Below are 26,217 nucleotides of genomic sequence, written 5' to 3'. Positions count from 1 at the left end.
AGGAGTAGTCGGGTAAGTTGTCGCTGTTCGCTCAGGGCAGGGCCGGCGTCATGCCGGGACGGGTCGAAGAGATGCCATCCACGAACCGCCATTGATCACGACACCGCCACCGGTATCTGCCATGGTGGGAAGGATGGAAGCGGCCAGGACGTGTGGAGCCCGGATGTTGACCGCGAGCATTGCGTGGAGGTCGTCGTCGGTGAGGTCAGCGGTCGATGTCGCAGGGTGGATTCCCGCGTTGTTGACGAGGATGTCGATGTGTCCTCCCAGCATCGCTGTCGCCTCCGTAGCGAAGTGCCGGATCTCTGCATAAGAACCCGACAGGTCGACAGCGAGGAAGTCCGCGCGGCCACCATTTCCCTTGATGCGAGCCGTGACTTCCGCTCCTCGGGTTCGGTCGCGTCCGCTCACCACGACGTGGGCACCGGCTGCGGCCAGAGTGTCGGCGATGGCAACTCCGATGCCGCTGGTGGAACCAGTGACAAGAGCAGTTCGCCCGTCGAGGGGAGTCGCTGTGGTGGGTGTGGTGTGTGTTGTCATACCTTCAGTTGTAGATCGCGCGGATCGCCCGGACCAGACCCCGCTCAACCTGGGCATGGCAGGACCACGTTCTGACGGTCCAGGAGATCTACAGTGAGGAAATGATCGCCGATCGGACACAGCTCGGAGCATTCCTGCGCTCTCGTCGAGACGCCCTCACCCCAGCTGCGGCCGGTATCGAGGCCTTTCCCGGACCACGCCGGGTACCGGGCCTGCGCAAAGAGGAACTCGCGGTGCTGGCAGGCATGAGTTCGGACTACTGAGATTGATGACGACGCTGGACCATGCGCCGGCCCTCGTCCTGGGACGCCGCGGAGAGGTACTGGCAACCAATGCGCTTCTCACCGCAGTCCTGGAAGGCCTCCAACCGTCGACATCCCTGGCAAGGTTCATGTTCTTCCACCCGCTTGCCCGGGAACGTATCGTGAACTGGGCGCAATACGCTGCGACGTCGATCGCCGCTCTCCGTGGAGAACTAGGCCGCCATCCTGCCGACGAACGACTGACCGCCTTGATCGATGAGTTGACGTCGCGGGACGCGGATGCAGCGCGGTGGTGGAATGACCACAGCGTGCAGGACTACACCTCGGCAGCAAAACGAATCCTGCACCCCGTGGTCGGGGAACTGTCCTTCGACATCGAAACAGTCACATCACCACGAGCCGTCGATCAGGTCCTTGTGGTCTACACGGCACAACCTGACTCCCAGACAGTCCGAAAGCTACCGTTCCTCGCCAGTTGGGGGGGCAGAACAAGCAGCCTCCCATTGACACTGCACCCCACTCCTCACAAATCGACCTATCAATGATCGGGGTCGAAGGGGTTCTTCACGAACGAGGGTTTAGTGGTCGACGTGTGGTGCGCGGTCGGTAGGTGAGAAGTCGAGGTCGCCCGGAAGATGGAAGTTCTCACACTGACCATCCCGGCCGGAAGACCTCGACATGCCCCACCCAACTTTCGCGACCCCTGACCTGACCACGTTCTGCCGGCTCGACGAGCTCGGCCTCGAAGCCGTTGGCCAGCATCTCGATGCGAAGCGTGCGGTGCTGGAATGTCGTGTGATCGCGCCGGACGCGTGGTGCCGGTCCTGCGGTGCCGAAGGGGTGCCCAGAGACACGGTGGTTCGCCAGTTGGCGCATGAGCCGCTCGGGCACCGGCCCACCACGCTGCTGGTGCGGGTCCGTCGGTATCAGTGCACCGGGTGCCGACGAGTATGGCGGCAGGACACAGACCTTGCCGCCCAGCGAAGGGCGAAGATTTCCCGCCGCGGACTCCAGTGGGCATTGAAGAGTGTTGTCGTTGATCACCTCACAGTGTCCCGGGTCGCAGCCGGGCTCGGCGTGTCGTGGAGTGCCGCAAACGATGCTGTCCTCGCGGAAGGCCGACGCCGGCTCACCGATGACCCTCACCGATTCGATCGGGTCACTACGATCGGCGTGGATGAGCACGTCTGGCGGCATACCCGGCGCGGTGACCGGTTCGTCACGGTCATCATCGATCTGACACCGATCCGCGAGAAGACGGGCTCGGCACGCTTGTTGGACATGGTCGACGGACGTTCCAAGCAGGTGTTCAAGACCTGGCTCACGAACCGGCCCCAGGCATGGCGGGATGGGGTGGAAGTGGTGGCGATGGATGGGTTCACCGGATTCACAACCGCTACCACCGAGGAGCTCCCCGACGCGGTTCCGGTGATGGACCCGCTCCACGTTGTCCGTCTCGCAGGTGACGGATTGGACCGTTGCCGGCAACGCCTCCAGCAAGCCACGACCGGGCATCGAGGTCGCTCCGGGGATCCTCTCTACCGGGCCCGGCGGACGTAGCATACCGGAGCAGGTTTGCTCACCGACAAGCAGCGCACCCGCCTACATGCGGTCTTCGCATCCGAGGAGCACCTCGAGGTCGAAGCGACCTGGGGCATCTATCAGCGCATCGTCGCCGCGTACCGAGAACCCGATAAGAAGAAGGGTAAGGCGATGATGCGGGCCGTCATCGACGCGGTCACCACCAGAGTTCCGGCGGCCCCGGTCGAGGTCCGGCGGCTCGGACGGACGTTGAAACAACGTGCTGCTGAGGTTCTTGCGTTCTTCGATCGCCCCGGCACTAGCAACGGGCCCACGGAAGCGATAAACGGACGGCTCGAGCACCGTCGTGGTTCAGCTCTCGGCTTCAGGAACCTCACCAACTACATCGCCCGATCGTTGCTCGAATCAGGCGGCTTCACACCCGTTCTGCACTCTCGTTCGTGAAGACCCCCTTCAACCCACACCCCACCGCCCAACCCGATCAAGACCGAACGGCCGGATCTGATCGCTCAAAGCCAGTCGCGGCGCCGCAGGGGAGGTTCCTCTCCACCCGGGCGTTGCACCAGCACCTGATTCACGCCGTTCAGCCCCCGCTCGAACCCGAGCGCGCTCGAGGCCATGTACAACCGCCACACCCGAGCGCGTCCCTCGCTCGTCAGGCCTACCGCCTCGTCCCAGTTCTCCTCGAGGTTGTGCACCCACGCCCGCAGCGTCAGGCCGTAGTGTCGGCGCAGCGCCTCGACGTCGAGCACTTCCAGACCTGCCGATTCGAGCGCGCCGATCATGACGGTGAGGCTGAGCATCTCTCCGTCGGGAAAGACGTAGCGGGGGATGAAGGAGTCCGGGTCCGCCGGCATCTCACCTGCGTTCCAGGAGATCGCATGGTTGAGGAGGCGCCCGCCAGGACGCAGCAGGCCGCGCAGATGCGACGCGTAGGAGCCGATCTGGCACCCACCGACGTGTTCCGCCATGCCGATCGAACTGATCGCGTCGAACGCGCCGTCGTGGACATCCCGATAGTCCTGGACGCGGATCTCGATACGGTCGGCGAGGCCATCGTCGGCCACGCGCTCCCGCCCGAGGGCTGCCTGCTCCTTCGAGAGGGTGACACCCACGACGTCGACCCCATAGTTCCGTGCCGCATGCAGGGCGAAGCTGCCCCAGCCGCAGCCGACATCCAGCACCCGCATGCCCGGGCGCAGGCCCAATTTGCGGCAGACCAGGTCGAGCTTGGCTTCCTGAGCCGCATCCAGGCTCACGGTCTCCTCGTCCCAGACGGCACAGGAATAGACCATGGACGGGCCGAGCACGAGGGCATAGAACGCGTTGCCGACGTCGTAGTGATGCGAGATCGCTGCAGCGTCGCGTCTCCTGGAATGCTTCCGTCCCGATCGGCTGAGGTTCATCTCCTCGGGCGGGGGCGCCGGCGGGAGCCCGAGCGCCCCGACCCGGACGGCCGTCCGGACCAGCCGTAGCCGCTCGCCGGCCGTGGGTGGGCTGAACGCCTTCAACTCCGCGAACTTGCCCACTGAACTGAGCGCCGAGAAGCTCTCGAACAGATCTCCGGGCCCGTCGATGTCGCCGGCGACATACGCGCGGCTCAGTCCGAGCTGGTTCGGGGACCACAGCATCCGCCGCAGGCCCCGCCGGGATCGGAACTCGAGCACCGGGGCCCCGGCCGGCCCCGCTTCCGACCCGTCCCACGCCCGTAGCCTCAGCGGGATCTCCTTCGTGCCCAGGACGATCCCCAAGGCATCGGCCAGCCGTGGTGCCACTCCCTCGTTCTTCTTCATGCCGCCCTGTCTACTACGACTCGGCCCGCGGGACCAGAGGACCGAGACGATGGTCATCTCCTGTGGCCTGCCGCTCACCAGCCGGGACATATCGGAGAGGCCCTGTTCGCCGTGCTGCCGACGACCGGATATGCCTGGTCCGGGACGGACCGTGCGACCATTCCTCCACGGACGCCTGCACCGGAGCATCCTGCGACGGCAGGATCCTCCGGTTGGGCGACTGTCGTTCGGCTGCGCACGGACGGGGCCTCCGATAGCTCCGTGTGGGGTCGGTGTGGTCGTGGTGGGTGGTTGTGGTTGGGGTGTGGGTGGATTTGGTGGTGGGGGTGGGGTGGTCGTATAGTTATGGAGTTGCCCCGGTGAGGGTGACGAACCCCCCTTGATGAAGTTGAAGTTGTTCCGGCGTGTGCTGTGCACGGTGCTGGGGTTGGCTTCTGGTTTGTTGTCGGTTGTGTGGGTCTGCTGGTTGGTTGTGGTGCTGGTTTTCGGACTGGTGGTGCGGCTGGGGGCGGATTTGCAAGGCCGGGTTGGAGCGGGTAAGCTTGTAAAGTTGCTTCGGAGCGAGGACACAGCGGTTTGGTTGTGTTTGGTGCCGGTAGCTCCTGTTGTTTGAGAACTCAATAGTGTGCCAAGTTTGTTGATACCGATTGTTTTTTGATTGGTTGAATTTGCTGGTTGCCGCACCCCGTGTGGTGGCTGGTTTTTTTGGCTGGTTTCGAATTTTGTGCAATGGTGTCACCCGTTTTCCCGGGTGATGTTGTTGTGTCTGTAATGCATTTACGGAGAGTTTGATCCTGGCTCAGGATGAACGCTGGCGGCGTGCTTAACACATGCAAGTCGAACGATGAACCTCACTTGTGGGGGGATTAGTGGCGAACGGGTGAGTAACACGTGAGTAACCTGCCCTTGACTCTGGGATAAGCCTGGGAAACCGGGTCTAATACTGGATACGACCTTCTGGCGCATGCCATGTTGGTGGAAAGCTTTTGTGGTTTTGGATGGACTCGCGGCCTATCAGCTTGTTGGTGGGGTAATGGCCTACCAAGGCGACGACGGGTAGCCGGCCTGAGAGGGTGACCGGCCACACTGGGACTGAGACACGGCCCAGACTCCTACGGGAGGCAGCAGTGGGGAATATTGCACAATGGGCGCAAGCCTGATGCAGCGACGCCGCGTGAGGGATGAAGGCCTTCGGGTTGTAAACCTCTTTCAGTAGGGAAGAAGCCGGCTCTTTGGGTTGGTGACGGTACCTGCAGAAGAAGCGCCGGCTAACTACGTGCCAGCAGCCGCGGTAATACGTAGGGCGCAAGCGTTATCCGGAATTATTGGGCGTAAAGAGCTCGTAGGCGGTTTGTCGCGTCTGCCGTGAAAGTCCGGGGCTTAACCCCGGATCTGCGGTGGGTACGGGCAGACTAGAGTGCAGTAGGGGAGACTGGAATTCCTGGTGTAGCGGTGAAATGCGCAGATATCAGGAGGAACACCGATGGCGAAGGCAGGTCTCTGGGCTGTAACTGACGCTGAGGAGCGAAAGCATGGGGAGCGAACAGGATTAGATACCCTGGTAGTCCATGCCGTAAACGTTGGGCACTAGGTGTGGGGGACATTCCACGTTTTCCGCGCCGTAGCTAACGCATTAAGTGCCCCGCCTGGGGAGTACGGCCGCAAGGCTAAAACTCAAAGGAATTGACGGGGGCCCGCACAAGCGGCGGAGCATGCGGATTAATTCGATGCAACGCGAAGAACCTTACCAAGGCTTGACATGAACCGGAATGATGCAGAGATGTGTCAGCCACTTGTGGCCGGTTTACAGGTGGTGCATGGTTGTCGTCAGCTCGTGTCGTGAGATGTTGGGTTAAGTCCCGCAACGAGCGCAACCCTCGTTCCATGTTGCCAGCGGGTTATGCCGGGGACTCATGGGAGACTGCCGGGGTCAACTCGGAGGAAGGTGGGGACGACGTCAAATCATCATGCCCCTTATGTCTTGGGCTTCACGCATGCTACAATGGCCGGTACAAAGGGTTGCGATACTGTGAGGTGGAGCTAATCCCAAAAAGCCGGTCTCAGTTCGGATTGAGGTCTGCAACTCGACCTCATGAAGTTGGAGTCGCTAGTAATCGCAGATCAGCAACGCTGCGGTGAATACGTTCCCGGGCCTTGTACACACCGCCCGTCAAGTCACGAAAGTTGGTAACACCCGAAGCCGGTGGCCTAACCCCTTGTGGGAGGGAGCCGTCGAAGGTGGGACCGGCGATTGGGACTAAGTCGTAACAAGGTAGCCGTACCGGAAGGTGCGGCTGGATCACCTCCTTTCTAAGGAGCGCCTCATGTTCATGTGCCCGTCCAGTGTGTCGGGTGTGTGGCGTGCAGGAGTTAGCCCATAGCGCGGGCGTTTGTTCCGCGGTGGGTGCTCATGGGTGGAATATCAATGAATAGGTGCCTGGTGGCTCCTGGCGGTTCGTGAGTACGTCTCATCGTCTGTGTCCGTGTTCCTTCCTTTCGGGGTGGGGTGCGGTTCGGTGGTGGTTCTGGAAAGCGGGTTGCCGGTGTGGTTGCCGGGTGGTGTTTGGCACACTGTTGGGTCCTGAGATAACAGGGCCTTCCTGCGTGGTTCGTGGTGGTGCGGGTGTCCGGTGTTTGCCGGGTGTCTGTGTCGGTGCGAGGTGGTGGGGGGGGTTGGGTTGTTTCTGGTTTTCCTGCGCATGCTGGTCGCCGGTCCCCTTGGTTGGGGTGGTGTCCGGGTGTGTTGGGGTTGTTGGTTGAGAACTGCATAGTGGACGCGAGCATCTTAAAAAGAAGCAATTTCTAAGATAAATCTGGTTTCGGACGTATGTCCGGGCCTGGTTTTCTCGATATGTTTTTGATCTTAGTGGTCAAGTTTTTAAGGGCACACGGTGGATGCCTTGGCATCAGGAGCCGAAGAAGGACGTGGGAATCTGCGATAAGCCTGGGGGAGTTGATAACCGAACTTTGATCCCAGGATGTCCGAATGGGGAAACCCCGCCCGGCGCGCGAGTGACCGGGTGACCCGTATCTGAACACATAGGGTACGTGGAGGGAACGTGGGGAAGTGAAACATCTCAGTACCCACAGGAAGAGAAAACAATAGTGATTCCGTTAGTAGTGGCGAGCGAACGCGGAACAGGCTAAACCAGTGGTGTGTGATAGCCGGCGGGCGTTGCATCACTGGGGTTGTGGGACTTTCCGTTCCAGTTCTGCCGGACTGGTGAAATGAGTGCGTGCGTATAGGTGAACGGGTTTGAAAGCCCGGCCGGAGAGGGTGTTAGTCCCGTAACCGTAATGCGTGACGCCGTTTGGAGAGGATCCCAAGTAGCACGGGGCCCGAGAAATCCCGTGCGAATCTGCCAGGACCACCTGGTAAGCCTAAATACTCCCTGATGACCGATAGCGGACCAGTACCGTGAGGGAAAGGTGAAAAGTACCCCGGGAGGGGAGTGAAATAGTACCTGAAACCGTGTGCCTACAAACCGTCGGAGCAACCTTAGTAGTTGTGACGGCGTGCCTTTTGAAGAATGAGCCTGCGAGTTAGTGTTACGTCGCGAGGTTAACCCGTGTGGGGAAGCCGTAGCGAAAGCGAGTCTGAATAGGGCGACCAGAGTGGCGTGATCTAGACCCGAAGCGAAGTGATCTACCCATGGCCAGGTTGAAGCGACGGTAAGACGTCGTGGAGGACCGAACCCACTTCAGTTGAAAATGGAGGGGATGAGCTGTGGGTAGGGGTGAAAGGCCAATCAAACTTCGTGATAGCTGGTTCTCCCCGAAATGCATTTAGGTGCAGCGTTGCGTGTTTCTTATCGGAGGTAGAGCTACTGGATGGCTAATGGGCCCTACAAGGTTACTGACGTCAGCCAAACTCCGAATGCCGGTAAGTGAGAGCGCAGCAGTGAGACTGTGGGGGATAAGCTTCATAGTCGAGAGGGAAACAGCCCAGACCACCAACTAAGGCCCCTAAGCGTGTGCTAAGTGGGAAAGGATGTGGAGTTGCCCAGACAACCAGGAGGTTGGCTTAGAAGCAGCCACCCTTGAAAGAGTGCGTAATAGCTCACTGGTCAAGTGATTCCGCGCCGACAATGTAGCGGGGCTCAAGTACACCGCCGAAGTTGTGGCATTCACATATATCCCAAGCCGGAGACTTGTTCTCCTGGTTCAAGGGTGTGGATGGGTAGGGGAGCGTCGTGTGGGCAGTGAAGTCGCGGTGTAAACCAGCGGTGGAGCCTACACGAGTGAGAATGCAGGCATGAGTAGCGAAAGACGGGTGAGAAACCCGTCCGCCGAATGATCAAGGGTTCCAGGGTCAAGCTAATCTGCCCTGGGTAAGTCGGGACCTAAGGCGAGGCCGACAGGCGTAGTCGATGGACAACGGGTTGATATTCCCGTACCGGCGAAAAACCGCCAATACTGATCGAGGGATACTAACCGCCAGAAGCATGACCGCCCACCCTTGTGGTGACGTGGTTTTTTGTGGATCGCGGGACCTGATCTCGGGAGGTAAGCGTATTAACAGGTGTGACGCAGGAAGGTAGCCGAGCCGGGCGATGGTTGTCCCGGTCTAAGGATGTAGGGCAGAACGTAGGCAAATCCGCGTTCTTGTGTTCGATCACGAGCCTGAGATCTGATGGGACCCCCGTATGGGGGAATTCGGTGATCCTATGCTGCCGAGAAAAGCATCGGCGCGAGGTTTTAGCCGCCCGTACCCCAAACCGACACAGGTGATCAGGTAGAGAATACTAAGGCGATCGAGAGAATTATGGTTAAGGAACTCGGCAAAATGCCCCCGTAACTTCGGGAGAAGGGGGGCCCCAACTGTGATGGTGACTTGCTCACCGGAGCGGATCAGGGCCGCAGAGACCAGGGGGAAGCGACTGTTTACTAAAAACACAGGTCCGTGCGAAGTCGCAAGACGATGTATACGGACTGACTCCTGCCCGGTGCTGGAAGGTTAAGAGGACCGGTTAGTTTCACGCTTGCGTGGGACGAAGCTGGGAATTTAAGCCCCAGTAAACGGCGGTGGTAACTATAACCATCCTAAGGTAGCGAAATTCCTTGTCGGGTAAGTTCCGACCTGCACGAATGGAGTAACGACTTCCCCGCTGTCTCAACCATAAACTCGGCGAAATTGCAGTACGAGTAAAGATGCTCGTTACGCGCAGCAGGACGGAAAGACCCCGAGACCTTCACTATAGTTTGGTATTGGTGTTCGGTGTGGCTTGTGTAGGATAGGTGGGAGACTGTGAAGCGTGGACGCCAGTTCATGTGGAGTCATCGTTGAAATACCACTCTGGTCACTCTGGATATCTAACTTCGGCCCGTAATCCGGGTCAGGGACAGTGCCTGATGGGTAGTTTAACTGGGGCGGTTGCCTCCTAAAAAGTAACGGAGGCGCCCAAAGGTTCCCTCAGCCTGGTTGGCAATCAGGTGGCGAGTGTAAGTGCACAAGGGAGCTTGACTGTGAGAGAGACATCTCAAGCAGGGACGAAAGTCGGGACTAGTGATCCGGCGGCACATTGTGGAATGGCCGTCGCTCAACGGATAAAAGGTACCTCGGGGATAACAGGCTGATCTTGCCCAAGAGTCCATATCGACGGCATGGTTTGGCACCTCGATGTCGGCTCGTCGCATCCTGGGGCTGGAGTAGGTCCCAAGGGTTGGGCTGTTCGCCCATTAAAGCGGTACGCGAGCTGGGTTTAGAACGTCGTGAGACAGTTCGGTCCCTATCCGCTGCGCGCGCAGGAAATTTGAGAAGGGCTGTCCTTAGTACGAGAGGACCGGGACGGACGAACCTCTGGTGTGTCAGTTGTACTGCCAAGTGCACCGCTGATTAGCTACGTTCGGATGGGATAACCGCTGAAAGCATCTAAGCGGGAAGCCTGCTTCAAGATGAGATTTCCATACACCTCGAGTGTGAGAGGCCCCCAGCCAGACCACTGGGTTGATAGGCCGGATGTGGAAGCAGGGACGAAAGACCTGTGAAGCTGACCGGTACTAATAAGCCGATAACTTACACCACACACCACCCCCCACCGGGACCCCTGGGCAACCAGGACACCAGTGACCACGGGGGACGGTGAAGATCACATGCTACGCGTCCACTATGCGGTTCCCAACCAACAACCGGAGAACCACAACTGAATATGAGTACATCCAGCACGACGGATGTAACCCCACAGATTTACCGGCACCCCACACCCCGCACCACCAGGTACGGGACGAGACGGTGCGTCAGGTAGCAAGGGTTACGGCGGTCATAGCGTGGGGGAAACGCCCGGTCCCATTCCGAACCCGGAAGCTAAGACCCACAGCGCCGATGGTACTGCACCCGAGAGAGTGTGGGAGAGTAGGACACCGCCGGACAACACTTAACACAGGGAAGGCCCCACACCACCAGGTGCGGGGCCTTCCCCCCTTTAACCCACACCCCGACCACCACCCGGGGATGGTGCCCGTAAGGCCGGGACGAGAGGCATCCATCACATCCGCTCGAGGAGCCGGCACCGGTGACAACCCGGGCAGCGCTTCGTGGTTCCATAGATATGTAGTACCCACAGCAAAATAGAGACCCGCCGGTGGAATTTCTCCGGCACCTGATGAGAGGACCCCGCTGCCATGGCTGAGCAGGAGCACACCGCCGGACGAGACGGGAAGCCCGAGCACTCGAGCGCCGCGGACGGCAGTCAGGGAGCGTCCGGACAGGGGGGCCGTCGTCATTCCTGGGGTTCCAAGTCCGGCGGACAGGGCGCGCGGTCAGAGGCGCCGCGCGCCGGCGGTGACGATCGCTCCCAGGCTCGTGACGGGTCGATCCCGGAGCGGCCACAGCGCCGCGGTTCGGCGAGTGACCGCGGGGAGTCCAGCGATGACCGTCGTGGTGCTCGTCCGGAAGGTGGGTCCAGGGGCTCGAGCAGCGGTGGACGGCCTACGGGCGGTCGGCCCGCGTGGAAGGGTCAGTCCGAGGCGCGAGGCGCGGACCGCGCCGGCGGCCGTCAGGGCAGGGACGACCAGAACGGGCAGCGCGCCCGCCCGGCCCACGCACGTGATGCACGGCCGAGTCAGGAGCGTGGGGGCTCCGCGGGCCAGCGGCGCGACGATCGGGCGGGCCAGAACCAGGGCAGGCCGGACCGGCGATCCTCGGAGCGGCCCCAGAGGGGGGCGGATGACAGCCGTGGAGCGCAGCTGCGTGGCTCGGCGTCCCGAGGTGGCGCGGCATCCGGTTCGGCCAGCGACAAGCAGGCCCGATTCAGCGGACGGGGCGAGGCGCCGACGGGCCGTACCGGCGAGGGCCGGGACCGTCCCTGGCAGACGCGCACCGCGGGTGAGGGACAGGGACCTGGCGGGAGGCGTGCACCTGAGCGCAGCAGTTCCTTCCGCCGACCCGGCGACCGCCAGGAGCGGGGTAACGGCGTGGAGCGCGGGAACGACGATCGACGGTACGGCAACCGGTCGGAGGACACGGCCTCGTCGGCAGCGCGGCCTCACAATGCGCGTGATCTCCGCAGCGCCAACCGACCGGATCGTGAGCGGTCCCCCGAGATCGACGAGGATGTCAAGGGTGACGAGCTCGATCGGGTGACCCGGGCCCAGGTCCGCAACCTGGAGGAGCGCAGCGCACTCTGGGTAGCGAAGCACCTGGTGATGGCAGGCCGACTCATCGACCTCGACCCGGAGCTCGCATTCCAGCACGCGCTGGCTGCAAGCCGTCGCGGCGGGCGCCTCGCAGCAGTACGCGAAGCCGTGGGCCTCACTGCCTACGCGGCCGGCCACTACGGCGAAGCGCTTCGGGAGTTCCGTACGTTCCGGCGGATCAGTGGCTCGAACGTCCATCTGCCGGTCATGGCCGATTGCGAGCGGGGACTCGGCCGACCCGACAGGGCGCTCGATCTCGCGCGGAGCGAGGAAGCGGAGACCCTGGACGCAGCCGGGAAGGCGGAACTGGCCATGGTGATCTCCGGTGCCCGCGCCGACCTCGGACAACTCGAGGCAGCCGTCTCGGCCCTGGAGATCCCGCAGCTGGACCTGCACCGGGCTTTCTCCTTCAGCCCTCGGCTGTTCCGTGCCTACGCGGATGCACTCGATGCTGTGGGCCGCTCCAACGAGTCGGGCGCGTGGCGGCGTCAGGCAGGCGTCGCGGAGAAGGCCCTCGGACTCGACGACGACCTCGAGCCGGACATCATCGACCTCGGCGAGGACGACGACGACGCTCCCGCGCCGGTCCGCGTGCCCAGGGTGGCGGATGTATTGGGCGGTGCTGCTGCCGCTCCGGTGACGGATCCGGCCGATCCGGCCGATGATGCCGCGGAGGAGAGCGGTGCCGGTGTTGCGGACGCCGGTTCCGGCGATGCCGGTATCAGGGACGAGGAGACGGAGGCCGGCACACGTGCCGATGCCAGCGATGCTGCTGGCGCATCCGCTCCCGACATGGTGCCGGCTACCGGCTCCCTCGAGGGTGATCCTGCGACGGAAGGCGAGCGGACCACGAGCAGCACGGACGAAACGGGCACGGATCTGCCCGACGTTCCGGTGGACGCGCCCACGGAGGCAGCGGAAGCCCCGGTTGACGCAGCCGACGCACGTTCCGCTGGCGACGACACAGGCGAAGCAGGGGCAGCAGAAGGGGCAGTGGCTGCTGACGCGGTACCGGCGGGCGAGACCTCGCACCCGGTACAGGCACTCCAGACCGAGATGCTCTTCAGCATGGATGATGCGGGTTATGCGGACATCCCTGGCACCCAGGAGGAGGAAGCAGTGCAGGCGCAGGCTACCCGGAGCACCACCGTCGAGTTCTCGGAAGCCTCATCGGCCCCGCGGGCAGGAGACGTGGTGACCGACGGGCAGGATGTCGGCCCGTCCCCCACCGATGCGGGCCAGGACGGTGCCGATGCCGCGCCCCAGCGCCGGCGGGCCGTCACGTCCGCGTCGGATCAGCCGGACGCCGTCGATGACTGACCGTCTGATCGACGCATACGACGGCGTGCTCTCGGACCTGGACGGCGTCGTGTACGCCGGACCACGCGCCATCGACGGCGCGACGGAGGCTCTGGAACAGCTGGCGGGTGAGGGCAAGAGCCTGGCCTACGTCACCAACAACGCGTCGCGCTCCTCCGAGCAGGTGGCCGCCCATCTCCGGGAGCTCGGCGCGCCGGCCGGCGCCGAGCAGGTCTTCGGTTCCGCACAGGCAGGCGCCGAACTGCTGGCGGGGCAGGTAGCTGCCGGGTCGGCAGTCCTCGTGATCGGGAGCCAGACCCTCGAGGCCGCTGTGCGGGAACAGGGCTTCACGGTCGTCGGCTCGGCCGACGACGGGCCGGACGCCGTCATCCAGGGTTTCTCGCCCGCACTCGGCTGGAAGGACCTGGCGGAGGCCGCCTATGCGGTATCCGCCGGTGCCGTCTGGGTCGCCACGAACACCGACATGTCCATTCCGCAGGAGCGGGGGATCGCTCCCGGTAACGGCACCCTCGTCGCCGCCGTCACCGCTGCAACGGGGCGATCACCGATGGTCGCAGGAAAGCCGGGAGCGGCCCTCTTCGAGACTGCAGCGCGGCACTCCGGTGTCGAGCGCGCCCTGGTCATCGGCGATCGGCTCGATACGGATATCCTCGGCGGGAATCGCGCCGGGATGTCGACGGCTCTCGTCCTCACCGGGGTGGATTCGGTCCGGACGGCCCTGGCCGCGCGTGTCGACGAGCGCCCGGACTATCTCATCAGCTCGCTGGCCGAGTTGTACGAGGAGTACCCGGCGGTCACGCTCGAGGACGGCTCCTACGCCTGCGGGGACGCGTCAGCACGCGTTGCGGGGCGGACGGTGGAGGTCACCGGCCGCGAGGACGACGTCGACAGTTGGCGTGCGGCATGCGCCGCCTGGTGGGCAGCGAACCCCGATACGGCTCCTGACGGGGCGCCCGACGTCGCGTTCACGACGGCTGGTTAGTCTGGAGAACCGGAGCGACAGCCGATGGGACCTGGAAGGGAGGCGACCGTGAACGACACGACAGACAGCGGGAGCGGCGGAGGAAGCGACGTGCAGGTGGAGAGGATCCTGGCCGTCCTCGACACCTTGGGTGACGTGCCCGTCGGTGAGCACGCCGCCATCTACCTCGACGTCCACGACCGCCTGGCCGGTGCCCTGAATCCGGAGCAGAAGCTCCGCCAGGCGGGAGCCCATGGCTCGCCTTGACCAGGAACTCGTGGCACGGGGCCTCGCCCGGTCCCGCTCCCATGCGGCGCAACTGATCGCAGCAGGCAGGGTCCGCCGGGAGGGCATCGTAGCGAGCAAGGCGTCGGCATCGATCCTGCCCGCGGACGTCTTGATCGTCGACGACCACGGTGAGGATTACGTGAGCCGCGCCGGCAACAAGCTCGACGGCGCCCTCCGGGCCTTCCCCGCGGTGGTGCCGGACGGCAAGCGGTGCCTCGACGCCGGCGCCTCCACGGGAGGGTTCACGGATGTCCTGCTCAGGCGGGGTGCGCGCGAGGTCGCCGCCGTCGATGTGGGCCACGGCCAACTCGTGCAGCAGCTACGTGACGATCCGCGCGTGCTCGTCTTCGAGGGGATGAACGTGCGTCACCTCGCACCGGCCGCCATCGGCGGACAGGTCCAGCTGACCGTGGCGGATCTCTCCTTCATCTCGCTCCGCCTGGTCATCGCCGCGCTGGCGGCCGCCACGCAGGCCGGGGGCGAGATGCTCCTGATGGTGAAGCCGCAGTTCGAGGTGGGACGCAGCGGGCTCAACAGGCTGGGTGTCGTCACCTCGGCCGAGGCACGCCGCCGGGCCGTCGCCGGCGTGCTGCGCAGTGCGCTCGGGTGCGGGCTCGATATCGGCGGGATCGCGCAGAGCGAAGTGCCGGGCCAGGACGGCAACCTGGAGTACTTCGTGTGGATAAAGGTGCCGAGCAGCGGATTGATGCCTAGGATCGAGGGGGAGCTGGACCGGCTGACGGAACAGGCACTCACCCAGGGCGCACTGTTCCCGCCCCCGCCCCACCGATCAGACGGAGCTTGATGAGTAGACGAATTCTGGTGCTCGCGCACACCGGCCGCAGGAACGCGATGATCGCGGCACAGGAAGCGTGCACGCGCCTCCACGACCTCGGACTCCAGCCGGTCATGCGACCGGAGGAGCTGGCCGACATCCAGGGGGAGTACGGAGAACTCGCGGCTCCTGCCGAAGCGCTCGGTGACGGCGTGGACTTCGGCGACGTCGAACTCGTCATGGTCCTCGGCGGTGACGGAACGATCCTGCGGGCTGCCGAGCTCGTGCGGGAAGCGGACATCCCCCTCCTCGGCGTCAACCTCGGACACGTGGGTTTCCTCGCGGAAAGCGAACGCGCCGACCTCGAGGAGACCGTGCGCTGGGTCGCTGATCGTAGCTACACGGTGGAGGAGCGCACCACGATCGAGGTCCTCGTCTGGCACGGGGATGCCCTGCTCGGCAGGAGCTGGGCCCTCAACGAGGCCGCGATCGAGAAGGCCAACCGGGAGCGCATGATCGAGGTGGTCATGGAGGTCGACGGGCGCCCCGTGAGTTCCTTCGGCTGCGACGGCGTGGTCCTTGCCACGCCCACCGGCTCGACCGCCTACGCGTTCTCCGCCAGCGGCCCCATCGTCTGGCCGGAGGTGGAGGCGCTGCTCATGGTTCCGATCAGCGCTCACGCCCTGTTCGCGAAGCCGCTCGTGGTGGCGCCCACCTCGGTGCTCGCCGTCGAGCTCCTCACCCGCACCGAGGCCTCAGGCGTCCTCTGGTGCGACGGTCGGCGGAGCATCGACCTGCCGCCGGGTGCCCGCGTCGAAGTGAGGCGCTCGGAGCATCCGGTACGTCTCGCCCGGACCCGGCAGACACCGTTCTCCGAGCGGCTGGTCCGCAAGTTCGAGCTACCCATCCAGGGCTGGCGCGGCCCGGTCAAGCACCAGGACGGACCGGTTCGATGATCGAGGAGATGCGCATCCGCGACCTCGGCGTCATCACCGACGCCACGCTCGAGCTCGGTCCGGGACTGACCGTCGTCACCGGTGAGACCGGTGCGGGCAAGACCATGGTCATCACGGCCCTCGGCCTCCTCCGCGGCGCCCGCTCGGACGCCGGCGCGGTCCGGCTCGGTGCCAAGTCCGCGTCCGCGGAGGCCGTGCTGCGCCTGGACCCTGTCAGCCCGGCTGCCCTCAGGGCGGCGGAGGCGGGCGCCGCGCTCGAGGAGGACGACGGCGTCGCCGAACTCATCCTCGCGCGCACCGTGACGAGCGAGGGGCGCAGCCGTGCCTACGTCGGCGGCCGTGCAGCTCCCGTCGGTGTGCTCGCCGAACTGGGAGAGGAACTCGTCGTCGTCCACGGGCAGTCCGACCAGCTGCGGCTGAAAGGCGCCCCCGCGCAGCGGCAGGCACTGGACAAGTTCGGCGGCAGGCCCGTCGAGGAAGCGCTGCAGGCCTACGGGGATGCTTTCCGCCGATGGCGCGATGCCCTTGCCGAACGCGACCGCCTCCGGAGCGAGGCACGGGAGCGCCTGCGCGAGGCGGAGGGACTGGAAGCGGCCCTCGCCGAGATCGGGGACGTCGACCCGCAGCCGGGGGAGGACGCCGCGCTCAAGGCCGAATCGATGCGTCTCGGCAATCTCGAGGAGCTCCGGACCGCGGCCCTCGTGGCCCATCAGGCACTCGTGTCCGAGGACATCGGGGCCAGTGCCGACGCCGTGTCCCTGGTCGACGAGGCGAAGCGCCAGCTCGAGGCGGTCGCCGAGCACGACGCCGATCTCGGCAAGCTGGCCGAACGGCTCGCCGAGGTGGGGTACCTGCTGGCGGACGTGTCCGCGGAGCTGGCGGGCTACGGGGCGGCGCTCGACGGGGAGGGTGCGGGCCGGCTCGAGGAAGTCGAATCCCGCCGGGCGGCGCTCTCCGTGCTCGTGCGGAAGTATGCGCCGACGATCGACGAGGTGCTGGCCTGGCAGGAGGACGCCGTGAAGCGCCTGCTCGAACTCAGCAGCGATTCCTCGCGCGTGGAGGAGCTCGACGACGTCATCGCCGAGCTGGACCGCCGGGTGCACGCACTCGCCGAGGACCTGTCCTCGCTGCGCCGGGCCGCAGCGGGAAGCCTCGCGGCGAAGGTCAGCGACGAACTGACGGCCCTCGCGATGCCCGATGCGCAGCTGCTGATCGAGGTCACCCCGGCCGACGCACTGACGATCCACGGGGCCGACGACATCGCCTTCAACCTGCAGCCGCACCCCGGCTCGGCGCCGCGCGCCCTGGGCAAGGGTGCGTCGGGCGGTGAACTCTCGCGCGTGATGCTGGCCATCGAGGTGGTCCTCGCCGCCGTCGATCCCGTGCCCACCTTCGTGTTCGACGAGGTGGACGCGGGCGTCGGTGGCAAGGCCGCCGTCGAGATCGGGCGCCGGCTCGCCATGCTGGCCGAGCACGTCCAGGTCATCGTGGTGACCCACCTGCCGCAGGTCGCGGCCTTCGCCGCCCGGCATATCCGCGTGACGAAGAACGTCTCGCGCGACGGCGACGGTGGCGGCGTGACCGCCAGCGACGTCGAGGTCCTGCCCGAGGACGAACGCGTGCGGGAGCTCGCGAGGATGCTCGCGGGGCAGGAGGACTCGGCCTCGGCCCGCGCCCACGCCGAGGAACTCCTCGCTGATGCCGCCCGCTCCACCGCTCGGTGATAAGATTGAACTCCGTGGCGCAGCAAACAAACTCCCGGTTCCTTAAATCCGCAACGACCAAGCACATCTTCGTGACTGGCGGCGTGGCCTCCTCACTCGGCAAGGGACTGACGGCATCCAGCCTGGGTCACCTCCTGAGGGCGCGCGGTCTCTCCGTGACGATGCAGAAGCTTGATCCCTACCTGAACGTCGATCCCGGCACGATGAACCCGTTCCAGCACGGCGAGGTGTTCGTCACCGACGACGGCGCCGAGACCGACCTGGACATCGGGCACTACGAGCGGTTCCTCGACGAGAACCTCGACGGGTCGGCGAACGTCACGACGGGCCAGGTCTACTCGACCGTCATCGCGAAGGAACGCCGCGGCGAGTACCTCGGCGACACGGTCCAGGTCATCCCGCACATCACCGACGAGATCAAGCGCCGCATGCGGCTGCCGGCCGAGGCCGCTCCGGGCAAGAAGGCCCCCGACGTCATCATCACCGAGATCGGCGGCACGGTGGGCGACATCGAGTCGCAGCCCTTCCTCGAATCGGCCCGCCAGGTCCGCCAGGACATCGGCAGGAACAACGTCTTCTTCCTGCACGTCTCCCTGGTCCCCTACATCGGTCCGTCGCAGGAACTCAAGACCAAGCCCACGCAGCACTCCGTCGCGATGCTGCGCTCCATCGGTATCCAGCCGGATGCCATCGTGATCCGCTCCGACCGCGAAGTGCCGACGGCCATGAGGGAGAAGATCGGCCGGATGTGCGACGTCGACATCGACGCCGTGGTGAACGCCGCCGATGCCCCGAGCATCTACGACATCCCGAAGACGCTCCACGCCCAGGGCCTCGACGCCTACATCGTCCAGGCGCTCGACCTGCGGTTCAAGGACGTCAACTGGACCAAGTGGAACAAGCTGCTGGACGTCGTCCACAACCCGAAGCACCAGGTCGAGGTGGCCCTGGTCGGCAAGTACATCGACCTCCCGGACGCCTACCTCTCGGTCACCGAGGCGCTGCGCGCGGGCGGCTTCGCGAACAAGGCGAAGGTCACGATCAAGTGGGTGCCGTCCGACGAGTGCCAGACGCCTGAAGGCGCCAAGAAGGCGCTCGACGGAGTGGACGCCGTCTGCATCCCCGGCGGCTTCGGTATCCGCGGCCTCGAGGGGAAGCTCGGCGCCCTGACCTACGCCCGTGAGAACGGCATTCCCACCCTCGGCCTCTGCCTCGGACTGCAGTGCATGGTCATCGAGTACGCACGGAACGTCGTCGGCCTCGAGGGCGCCTCCTCCAGCGAGTTCGAGCCGGACACGGAGTACCCGGTCATCGCGACCATGGCCGAGCAGCTGCACATCGTCAGCGGCGACGGCGACATGGGCGGCACCATGCGCCTCGGCCGCTGGGAGGCCAAGCTCCAGGAAGGGTCCGTGATCGCCGGGACCTACGGCAAGACCACGGTCTTCGAACGGCACCGCCACCGCTACGAGGTCAACAACGAGTACCGCGAGCAGATCGCGGAGGCCGGCCTGGTGTTCTCGGGTACGACCACGGACGGCAAGCTCGTCGAGTTCGCCGAACTGCCGAAGGACGTGCACCCGTACTACGTCTCCACGCAGGCGCACCCCGAACTGAGCTCGCGCCCCACGCGGCCGCACCCGCTGTTCGCAGGCCTCGTCAAGGCGGCCCTCGAACGACGCGGCGCGAAGGTCTGACGGGGTGTCCGGGGACAGCACCGCCTTCAGCGACGAGCAGAGCCCGCGCCGGCTCCTGGGTGCCACCACGGTCTACGAGGGCCGCGTGTGGGACGTCGTGAGCGAGGAGTTCACCCTGACGGACGACGGTGAGAGCATCACCCGCGACTTCATCCAGCATCCCGGTGCCGTCGCCGTCCTCGTCCTGAACGACGAGGGGCAGGTGCTCCTGCTGCGCCAGTACCGCCATCCGGTACGCATGGCGCTGTGGGAGATCCCCGCCGGCCTCCTCGACGAGGAGGGCGAGGACTTCGTCGATGCGGCCGCGCGGGAACTCGCGGAGGAAGCGGACCTCACGGCGCAGCAGTGGCACGTCCTCGTCGATCTCTTCCTGTCTCCCGGTTCGTCCTCGGAGGCGCTGCGCGTGTACCTGGCGCGCGGTGTCGGCGACGTGCCCGAGGCCGATCGCCACACGCGCACGCACGAGGAAGCGGAGATCGAACTGCAGTGGGTGGACCTCGACGAGGCGGTGGCCGCGGTGCTCGGGGGCAGGATCCACAGTCCGTCGGCTGCCGCGGCCATTCTCGCGGCCCGCGTGGCCCGCGAGAACGGGTTCGTCGACCTGCGCCCCGCGACGTCGCTCTGGCCCGAGCATCCGAGCCAGCACCCGACCTGGCCGCGCGGCGCCGTACTCGAGGGCTGACCGCCGTGTCGGGCCCGGTGACCGCGGACGAGGAAGGACCCCTGGCCGTCCTCGTGCGCGACTACCTGCGGCACATGTCCGTCGAGCGGGGGCTCTCGGTCAACACACTCGCCGCCTACAGGCGCGACCTGCGGCGGTACGAGGCGTTCCTCGATTCCCGCGGGGTTCGGGATGCCGCACGGGTCTCCCGGCACGACGTCTCCGCGTTCGCTCAGGCCGTCGTCTCGGGGGACGACGGCCTGTCGCCCCTCAGCCCGCGGTCGGCGGCCCGCACCGTGGTCGCGGTGCGGGGCCTGCACCGTTTCTGGGCACTGGAGGGCATCACCGAGGGAGATCCGGCCCGTGACGTGCATCCGCCGATGATCGGGCAGCGACTGCCGAAGGCCATCCCGGTGGCCGAGGTGGTCCGCATCCTGGAAGCGGTCGACACCTCTACCCCTTCCGGTCAGCGCGACCGCGCGCTCCTCGAGTTCCTGTACTCCACCGGCGCCAGGATCAGCGAAGCGGTTGGCCTCGACGTCGACGACGTCTCCGTGGACGATGCGCTCGACGGCCCCGCCGTCGTCCGCCTGAGGGGTAAGGGGTCGAAGGAACGGCTCGTCCCCGTCGGGTCCTACGCCGCGCGGGCGGTCGACGCCTACCTGGTCCAGGGCAGGCCGGGTCTCGCCTCGAAGGGCACGGGCAGCCCAGCGCTGTTCCTCAACATGCGGGGAGGGCGCCTGAGCCGCCAGAGCGCCTGGAGCATCCTGAAGACGGCGACCGAGCGGGCCGCCGTGAAGCGGGAGGTCTCGCCCCACACGCTGCGGCACTCCTTCGCCACCCACCTGCTCGAGGGCGGTGCGGACGTACGTGTCGTGCAGGAACTACTCGGCCACGCATCGGTCACCACGACCCAGGTCTACACGCTCGTCACGGCCGAGACGCTGCGGGAGGTGTACGCGGCCGCCCATCCCCGCGCCCGTGCCTGAGCCGGCGTCCGCCCCCGGGCTGCCCGCCGGCGCGGTGCAGCCCGGTGAGTGGATGACCATCGACGGCGCGGTCTACCGCTGCGTGGTCCTGTGCTTCCTCTTCAGGGGCAGCGGCCCGAGCCGGGACGTGCTCCTCGGCCTCAAGCGCACCGGATTCGGCACCGGGAGGGTCGTGGCCCTCGGCGGGAAGATCGACGGACGGGAGTCGGCGGGGGAGGCCGCCATCCGCGAGGTGGCGGAGGAGGGCGGGATCGTCCTCGCACCGGATGACCTGCGCGAGGCCGGCCGCATCTCGTGGTCCTTTCCCGCCCGGCCGGAGTGGAACATGGTGGCCTTCTTGTTCACCGCCGATGCCGGCACCACGGCCGCCGTGGCCAGCGAGGAGATCGAGCCGCGCTGGTACGCCGTCGGCTCCATCCCCTGGCACGAGATGTGGCAGGACGCCCCCTACTGGCTCCCGTCGCTGCTGGCCGGGCACCGCATCGACGCCCACATCCTGATGGACCGGGACGGCGAGGGGGTCGCGAGCGCCGTCGTGCACTGACCCTGCCGCCAACGGCACGGCAGGACCACGCCGCCGTCGACCCCGGACGACAGGTGCCCGCCCGTCAGCTCTCCAGGGCGTGCCGCTCGTCGGGACCGTTGTAGAGGCTCAGCGGCCGAATGAGCGAGTTCGAGGCGACCTGCTCCATGATGTGGGCCGTCCATCCGGTGATACGCGCGGCGATGAACAGCGGCGTGAACATCTCGGTGTCGAAGCCCATGAGGTGGTAGGTGGGCCCGGCGGGGTAGTCGAGGTTCGGCTTGATGCCCTTGGCCTCCTCCATCGCGGTCTCCAGGCCCGTGTACAGCCCCAGGATCTCTCCGCGGCCGTAGTAGCCGATCATGGCGTCGAGCGCCGACTTCATGGTCGGGACGCGGGAGTCGCCGTTCTTGTAGACCCGGTGGCCGAATCCCATGACCTTCTTCTTCGATGCCAGCGCGTCCTCCATCCACGCCTTCGCGCGGGCGGCGGCCTCCTCGGACGTCTCGTCCTCGCGGATGCCGATCTCCTCGAAGGTGTGCATGACGGCCTCGTTCGCCCCTCCGTGCAGTGCACCCTTGAGCGCCCCGATCGCGCCGGTGACGGCCGAGTGCAGGTCGGACAGCGTCGACGTGATGACCCGCGCGGTGAAGGTCGACGCGTTGAAGGAGTGCTCGGCGTACAGGACCATCGAGACATCGAACGCGTGGACCACCTCGGCGGGGGCTTCCTCGCCGAAGGTCATCCAGAGGAAGTTGGCCGAATAGCCGAGGTCCTCCCGCGGCTCCACGAGGGCCTGGCCCCGGCGGCGTCGCTGGTCGTAGGCCACGACGGCCGGGAACACGGCGAACAGCGCCGCGGCCTTCTCCATATTCGCCTCGACCGCGTTGTCGCCCGCCTTCGGGTGGATCGCGCCCAGGACGGACACGGCCGTGCGCGCGACGTCCATGGGGTGCGCCGTCAGGGGCAGCAGGTCGATGGCCGCGACCACTTCCTCCGGCAGGGCCCGGTGCGCGCGCTCGAAGGCATCGAACCGCCGTCGTTCGGACGTGTCCGGCAGCTCGCCGTTCCACAGCAGGCAGGCCACGTCCTCCATGTCGCGGTGCCCGGCCAGCTCCTGCACGGGGTAGCCCCGGTACAGCAGGGAGTTGGTCTCGGGATTGACCTTCGAGATGGCTGTGGTGTCCACCACCACCCCGGCGAGCCCCTTGTGGATCTCTGGTTCTGTCACGGCTGGTCCTCCTGTGCGTCCGGTCCTGCTGATGTGCCCCTGCCCGTCCGGTGACCGCCCGGGACCTCGAAGTCGAAGACGGAGGAGTCGAAGCGGTTGTACCCCTCGTAGTCCACCAGCTCGTACAGCCGGCTGCGCGTCTGCATGTCCGGTACCGCCGGCTCCTGGGTCCCGTGGGCCCTGATCGAGTCCAGCGTACGCTCGGCTGCCCCCATCGCACTGCGCAGCAGCGTGACCGGGTAGATCACCATGGTGACGCCGACCTCCTGCAACTGCCCGACGGTGAAGAGCTCGCTCTTGCCGAACTCGGTCATATTGGCGAGGATCGGCACGTCCACGGCGTCCCGGATGGCCCGGAACTCGTCCAGGCTCCTCATCGCCTCCGGGAAGATGGCATCCGCGCCGGCCTCGACGAGCGCCCGGGACCGTTCCTGGGCTGCTTCCAGGGAGTCCGTGCCCCGGATGTCGGTCCGCGCCATGATGAGGAAGTCCGGGTCGCGGCGGGCGTCGGCCGCGGCGCGGATGCGCTTCACGGCCGTGTCGAGGTCGACGACGTTCTTGCCGTCGAGGTGCCCGCACCGCTTCGGGTTGAACTGGTCCTCGATGTGGCAGCCGGCAAGCCCGGCATTCTCGAGTTCCTGCACGCTGCGGGCCACGTTCATCGGCTCACCGAAGCCGGTGTCGGCGTCGACGATGCACGGCAGGTCGGTCATGCGGGCGATCTGCCCGGCCCGGTGCGCGACCTCCGTCAGGGTGGTGAGGCCGATGTCCGGCAGTCCGAGATCGGCGGCGATCACCGCGCCGGAGATGTAGACGCCATCGAAGCCCTTGTCGCCGATGAGGCGGGCCGACAGCGGGTTGAAGGCGCCGGGGAACTGCTGGATGCGCCCCGAGGACAGCCCCGCGCGGAGTGCGCGGCGCTTCTCTTCGGCGGGAACGTTCGAATACAGCATGGCGGCCCTCCTACAGGAGTCCCTGCGGCCCGGCCGCTTCGAGACCGTCGGGCGCCGCCACGATGTTGAGCCGGCCGAGTGCGCCGGCCGGGAGGTCCGGCAACTGCTCTACGGCGGCCAGGAAGCGGTCGATCTCGGTGTCGTCGACGATGCCGTCGGCCAGCATGCGCAGTTTTGCGATGTAGTCCTCGCGGACGAACGGCCGCGCCCCGAGGGGGTGGGCGTCCGCGACGGCGATCTCCTCCGTGATGACCGTCCCGTCCGTCAGGGTGATCTCCACCCGGCCGCCGAAGGCCTTCTCCGCGATGTCCAGGGAGTGGTAGCGGCGCGTCCACTCGGGGTCCTCCAGGGTGGTGACCTTGTGCCAGAGCGCGACGGTGTCCGGCCGGGCGGCGCGCGCCGGCGCGTAGGAGTCCTCGTGGTGCCACCGGCCGTCCTGCAGGGCCACGGTGAAGATGTAGGGGATCGAGTGGTCCAGGGTCTCGCGTGAGGCCGTCGGATCGTACTTCTGCGGATCGTTGGCTCCCGAGCCGATCACGTAGTGGGTGTGGTGGGAGGTGTGGATCACGACGGAGACGACGTTCTCCGGGGACGTGGCCTCGGGGTGCGATCCATGGAGGCGTCGGGCGAGGTCGATCCAGGCCTGGGCCTGGTACTCGGCGGAGTGCTCCTTGGTGTAGGTGTCGAGGATGGCGCGCTTGGGCTCGCCGGGCGCCGGCAGCGGCACCTCGTAGGCTGCCTCGGGACCGTCGAGGAGCCAGGCGATCACGCCGTCCTCGCCCTCGTAGATGGGCGTGGGGGAGGTCTGCCCCCGCATCGCCCGGTCCACCGCCTCGACGGCCATCTTGCCCGCGAACGCCGGCGCATGCGCCTTCCACGTCGAGATCTCGCCCTTGCGGGACTGGCGGGTCGCCGTCGTCGTGTGCAGTGCCTGCCCGACGGCGTGGAAGACGACGTCCGGATCCAGTCCGAGGAGGGTGCCGATGCCCGCGGCGGCGGAGGGACCGAGGTGTGCGACGTGGTCGATCTTGTGCTTGTGCAGGCAGATCGCCTTCACGAGATCGACCTGGATCTCGTAACCCGTCGCGATCGCCCGCACCAGGTCGCTGCCGGACGCCCCGGTGTGCTGCGCCGCGGCAAGGATCGGCGGGATGTTGTCGCCCGGGTGGGAGTAGTCGGCGGCGAGGAAGGTGTCGTGGTAGTCGAGCTCACGCACGGCGACACCGTTGGCCCAGGCCGCCCACTCCGCCGAGACGGGGGAGTCGACGCCGAACACCGCGGCGCCGTGTCCGTTCGAGGAGACGGGATGGCTCAGCGCCTGGGCGCGGGCAGCCACGACGGGCGCCCTGTTCAGGGAGGCGACGGCCACCGAGGCGTTGTCGATGATGCGGTTGATCACCATGTCGGTGACGTCGGCGGTGACCTCGACGGGGTCGGCGGCCACCTCGGCGATCTTCCAGGCGAGCTGCCTAGTTCGGGGGAGGTTCTCCTCGCTGCGGTGGACGCGGACGGGATGGAGCTCGACCATGGTGTTCCTCTCGGTGGTTCAGTGCTTCAGCGGTTCGCAGGTTCAGTGGTGCATCGGTGTGCCGGAGTGTGGGGCGAGCAGGTGCTGCAGGCTCAGGTGCAGGTGCACCCGCATCGATGCCTCGGCGAGGTCGGCGTTCCCCGTGCTCAGGGCACGGGCGATCTGCTCGTGCTCCCTGGCCGAGGCGAGGAGCCGGTGCGGATTGTCCCGGGCGAGCCTGCGCACCCTGGCGAGGTGCGTCCGGATCGGCTTCTGCGCCTGCAGCAGGTAGGGGTTCCGGGCCGCGTCGTCGATGTGCTGGTCCAGCCGGGCGACGAGCGCGTAGTACGCGTCCTGCCCGCCGCCGTCGTCCTCGATGAGCCGCCCCGCCGCGGCGAACTCGGCGGCGAGGGCCGCGAAGACGCCGCCGTCCCCCCGGGCGGCAGCGAGCCGGACGGCGGCGCATTCCAGGGGCAGCCGGACCTCGAACAGATCGGCGACCACCTCGAGGGAGATGGCGGAGACGACGACCCCGCGTCCGGCATGGGAGACGGCGAGACCCTCGGCGACGAGCCGCGAGAGGGCTTCGCGCAGCGGAGTCCTCGAGACGCCGAGCCTGGCGGACTGCTCGACTTCCGCCAGCACCGCGCCGGGAGCGAGCCGCCATTCGACGATGTCGGAGCGGAGGAGGGAGTAGGCGCGATCGCTGGCCCGCACACGCGCCTCCTCCCGATCATCGACGTCGGCCCTCCTGACGGGCGGACATCGGACCTCAATGTATACAGAGAACCCAGAACTTACAACAGGAAGAGGGCTCGGATGGAGTCCGAGGAACTTCCTGTATACAGCGCACTGCGCC

The 26,217-nt window shown here is 66.1% G+C and carries 18 protein-coding genes, 3 rRNA genes and 1 pseudogene; 16 read left to right on the top strand and 6 right to left on the bottom strand.

Features of this window, described 5'->3' with window-relative positions; translation table 11 throughout:
- Positions 1–48: 48 nt before the first annotated feature.
- On the bottom strand, positions 49–540 hold the full coding sequence (locus AC1MFI_RS16580) for an SDR family NAD(P)-dependent oxidoreductase (protein ID WP_479818288.1): 492 nt from the start codon (positions 538–540) through the stop codon (positions 49–51).
- A gap of 101 nt (positions 541–641) precedes the next feature.
- Between AC1MFI_RS16580 and AC1MFI_RS16575 the strand changes: the two genes are divergently transcribed.
- The 3 genes and pseudogenes from AC1MFI_RS16575 (at position 642) to AC1MFI_RS16565 (ending at position 2,789) form a co-directional block, all read left to right on the top strand.
- Positions 642–803: a hypothetical protein gene (locus tag AC1MFI_RS16575; RefSeq protein ID WP_479818286.1), complete on the top strand. Its 162-nt coding sequence runs from the start codon at positions 642–644 to the stop codon at positions 801–803.
- 5 nt (positions 804–808) lie between these two features.
- Complete coding sequence (locus AC1MFI_RS16570; protein ID WP_479818284.1) at positions 809–1,348, top strand: MmyB family transcriptional regulator; 540 nt, start codon at positions 809–811, stop codon at positions 1,346–1,348.
- 133 nt (positions 1,349–1,481) lie between these two features.
- Positions 1,482–2,789, top strand: a pseudogene (locus AC1MFI_RS16565) (ISL3 family transposase).
- Between the two features lie 65 nt (positions 2,790–2,854).
- On the opposite strand, the gene AC1MFI_RS16560 reads toward AC1MFI_RS16565, so the two are convergent.
- Positions 2,855–4,138: a class I SAM-dependent methyltransferase gene (locus tag AC1MFI_RS16560; protein ID WP_479818283.1), complete on the bottom strand. Its 1,284-nt coding sequence runs from the start codon at positions 4,136–4,138 to the stop codon at positions 2,855–2,857.
- Between the two features lie 776 nt (positions 4,139–4,914).
- Here AC1MFI_RS16560 and AC1MFI_RS16555 point away from each other — a divergent pair.
- The 13 genes from AC1MFI_RS16555 to AC1MFI_RS16495 all read left to right on the top strand — a co-directional run bounded on the left by AC1MFI_RS16555 (position 4,915) and on the right by AC1MFI_RS16495 (position 21,688).
- Positions 4,915–6,448: ribosomal RNA gene (locus AC1MFI_RS16555) — 16S ribosomal RNA — on the top strand.
- Positions 6,449–7,006: 558 nt separating this feature from the next.
- Positions 7,007–10,163 (top strand): 23S ribosomal RNA (locus AC1MFI_RS16550).
- A 227-nt stretch (positions 10,164–10,390) separates the two neighbouring features.
- Positions 10,391–10,507: ribosomal RNA gene (gene rrf / locus AC1MFI_RS16545) — 5S ribosomal RNA — on the top strand.
- Together the 16S, 23S and 5S rRNA genes form the textbook arrangement of a ribosomal RNA operon.
- Before the next feature lie 1,044 nt (positions 10,508–11,551).
- Positions 11,552–13,093 carry a hypothetical protein gene (locus AC1MFI_RS16540; RefSeq protein ID WP_479818281.1) on the top strand — a complete coding sequence of 514 codons (1,542 nt, stop codon included), beginning with the start codon at positions 11,552–11,554 and terminating at the stop codon, positions 13,091–13,093.
- Positions 13,086–14,075, top strand: a complete 990-nt coding sequence (locus tag AC1MFI_RS16535) for an HAD-IIA family hydrolase (protein ID WP_479818279.1) — start codon at positions 13,086–13,088, stop codon at positions 14,073–14,075. The genes AC1MFI_RS16540 and AC1MFI_RS16535 overlap by 8 nt, the downstream gene beginning before the upstream one ends.
- A 48-nt stretch (positions 14,076–14,123) precedes the next feature.
- Entirely contained in the window at positions 14,124–14,321 is a 198-nt protein-coding gene (locus tag AC1MFI_RS16530) for a hypothetical protein (RefSeq protein WP_479818278.1), read from the top strand.
- Positions 14,308–15,147 (top strand): TlyA family RNA methyltransferase, encoded by an 840-nt coding sequence (locus AC1MFI_RS16525; protein WP_479818276.1) that lies wholly within the window; start codon positions 14,308–14,310, stop codon positions 15,145–15,147. Before AC1MFI_RS16530 ends, AC1MFI_RS16525 begins: the two co-directional genes overlap by 14 nt.
- Complete coding sequence (locus tag AC1MFI_RS16520; RefSeq protein WP_479818274.1) at positions 15,147–16,073, top strand: NAD kinase; 927 nt, start codon at positions 15,147–15,149, stop codon at positions 16,071–16,073. Before AC1MFI_RS16525 ends, AC1MFI_RS16520 begins: the two co-directional genes overlap by 1 nt.
- Positions 16,070–17,797, top strand: coding sequence for a DNA repair protein RecN (gene recN, locus AC1MFI_RS16515; RefSeq protein WP_479818272.1), 1,728 nt, complete (start codon positions 16,070–16,072; stop codon positions 17,795–17,797). Before AC1MFI_RS16520 ends, recN begins: the two co-directional genes overlap by 4 nt.
- On the top strand, positions 17,794–19,494 hold the full coding sequence (locus tag AC1MFI_RS16510) for a CTP synthase (RefSeq protein ID WP_479818271.1): 1,701 nt from the start codon (positions 17,794–17,796) through the stop codon (positions 19,492–19,494). The genes recN and AC1MFI_RS16510 overlap by 4 nt, the downstream gene beginning before the upstream one ends.
- 4 nt (positions 19,495–19,498) lie before the next feature.
- On the top strand, positions 19,499–20,176 hold the full coding sequence (locus AC1MFI_RS16505; RefSeq protein ID WP_479818269.1) for an NUDIX domain-containing protein: 678 nt from the start codon (positions 19,499–19,501) through the stop codon (positions 20,174–20,176).
- A gap of 5 nt (positions 20,177–20,181) precedes the next feature.
- Positions 20,182–21,144 carry a site-specific tyrosine recombinase XerD gene (gene xerD / locus AC1MFI_RS16500; protein ID WP_479818267.1) on the top strand — a complete coding sequence of 321 codons (963 nt, stop codon included), beginning with the start codon at positions 20,182–20,184 and terminating at the stop codon, positions 21,142–21,144.
- The gene (locus AC1MFI_RS16495; protein ID WP_479818265.1) at positions 21,137–21,688 is read left to right on the top strand and encodes an 8-oxo-dGTP diphosphatase; all 552 of its coding nucleotides are present in this window, start codon (positions 21,137–21,139) and stop codon (positions 21,686–21,688) included. Before xerD ends, AC1MFI_RS16495 begins: the two co-directional genes overlap by 8 nt.
- Positions 21,689–21,752: 64 nt before the next feature.
- Here AC1MFI_RS16495 and AC1MFI_RS16490 read toward each other — a convergent pair whose 3' ends face one another.
- The 4 genes from AC1MFI_RS16490 to AC1MFI_RS16475 are packed head-to-tail and all read right to left on the bottom strand — an operon-like array spanning position 21,753 to position 26,075.
- The gene (locus AC1MFI_RS16490) at positions 21,753–22,898 is read right to left on the bottom strand and encodes a bifunctional 2-methylcitrate synthase/citrate synthase (RefSeq protein ID WP_479818263.1); all 1,146 of its coding nucleotides are present in this window, start codon (positions 22,896–22,898) and stop codon (positions 21,753–21,755) included.
- Positions 22,895–23,851 (bottom strand): methylisocitrate lyase, encoded by a 957-nt coding sequence (gene prpB / locus AC1MFI_RS16485; protein WP_479818261.1) that lies wholly within the window; start codon positions 23,849–23,851, stop codon positions 22,895–22,897. Before prpB ends, AC1MFI_RS16490 begins: the two co-directional genes overlap by 4 nt.
- Positions 23,852–23,861: 10 nt before the next feature.
- Complete coding sequence (locus AC1MFI_RS16480) at positions 23,862–25,379, bottom strand: MmgE/PrpD family protein (protein WP_479818259.1); 1,518 nt, start codon at positions 25,377–25,379, stop codon at positions 23,862–23,864.
- Between the two features lie 42 nt (positions 25,380–25,421).
- A complete protein-coding gene (locus AC1MFI_RS16475; protein ID WP_479818257.1) occupies positions 25,422–26,075 on the bottom strand; it encodes a GntR family transcriptional regulator in 654 nt (217 codons plus the stop codon).
- Positions 26,076–26,217: the final 142 nt, after the last annotated feature.

It is taken from the genome of Arthrobacter sp. BC5, assembly GCF_056680255.1.
The sequence above is the reverse complement of the archived record's forward strand: the minus strand, read 5'-3'. Positions and strand labels throughout refer to the sequence as shown.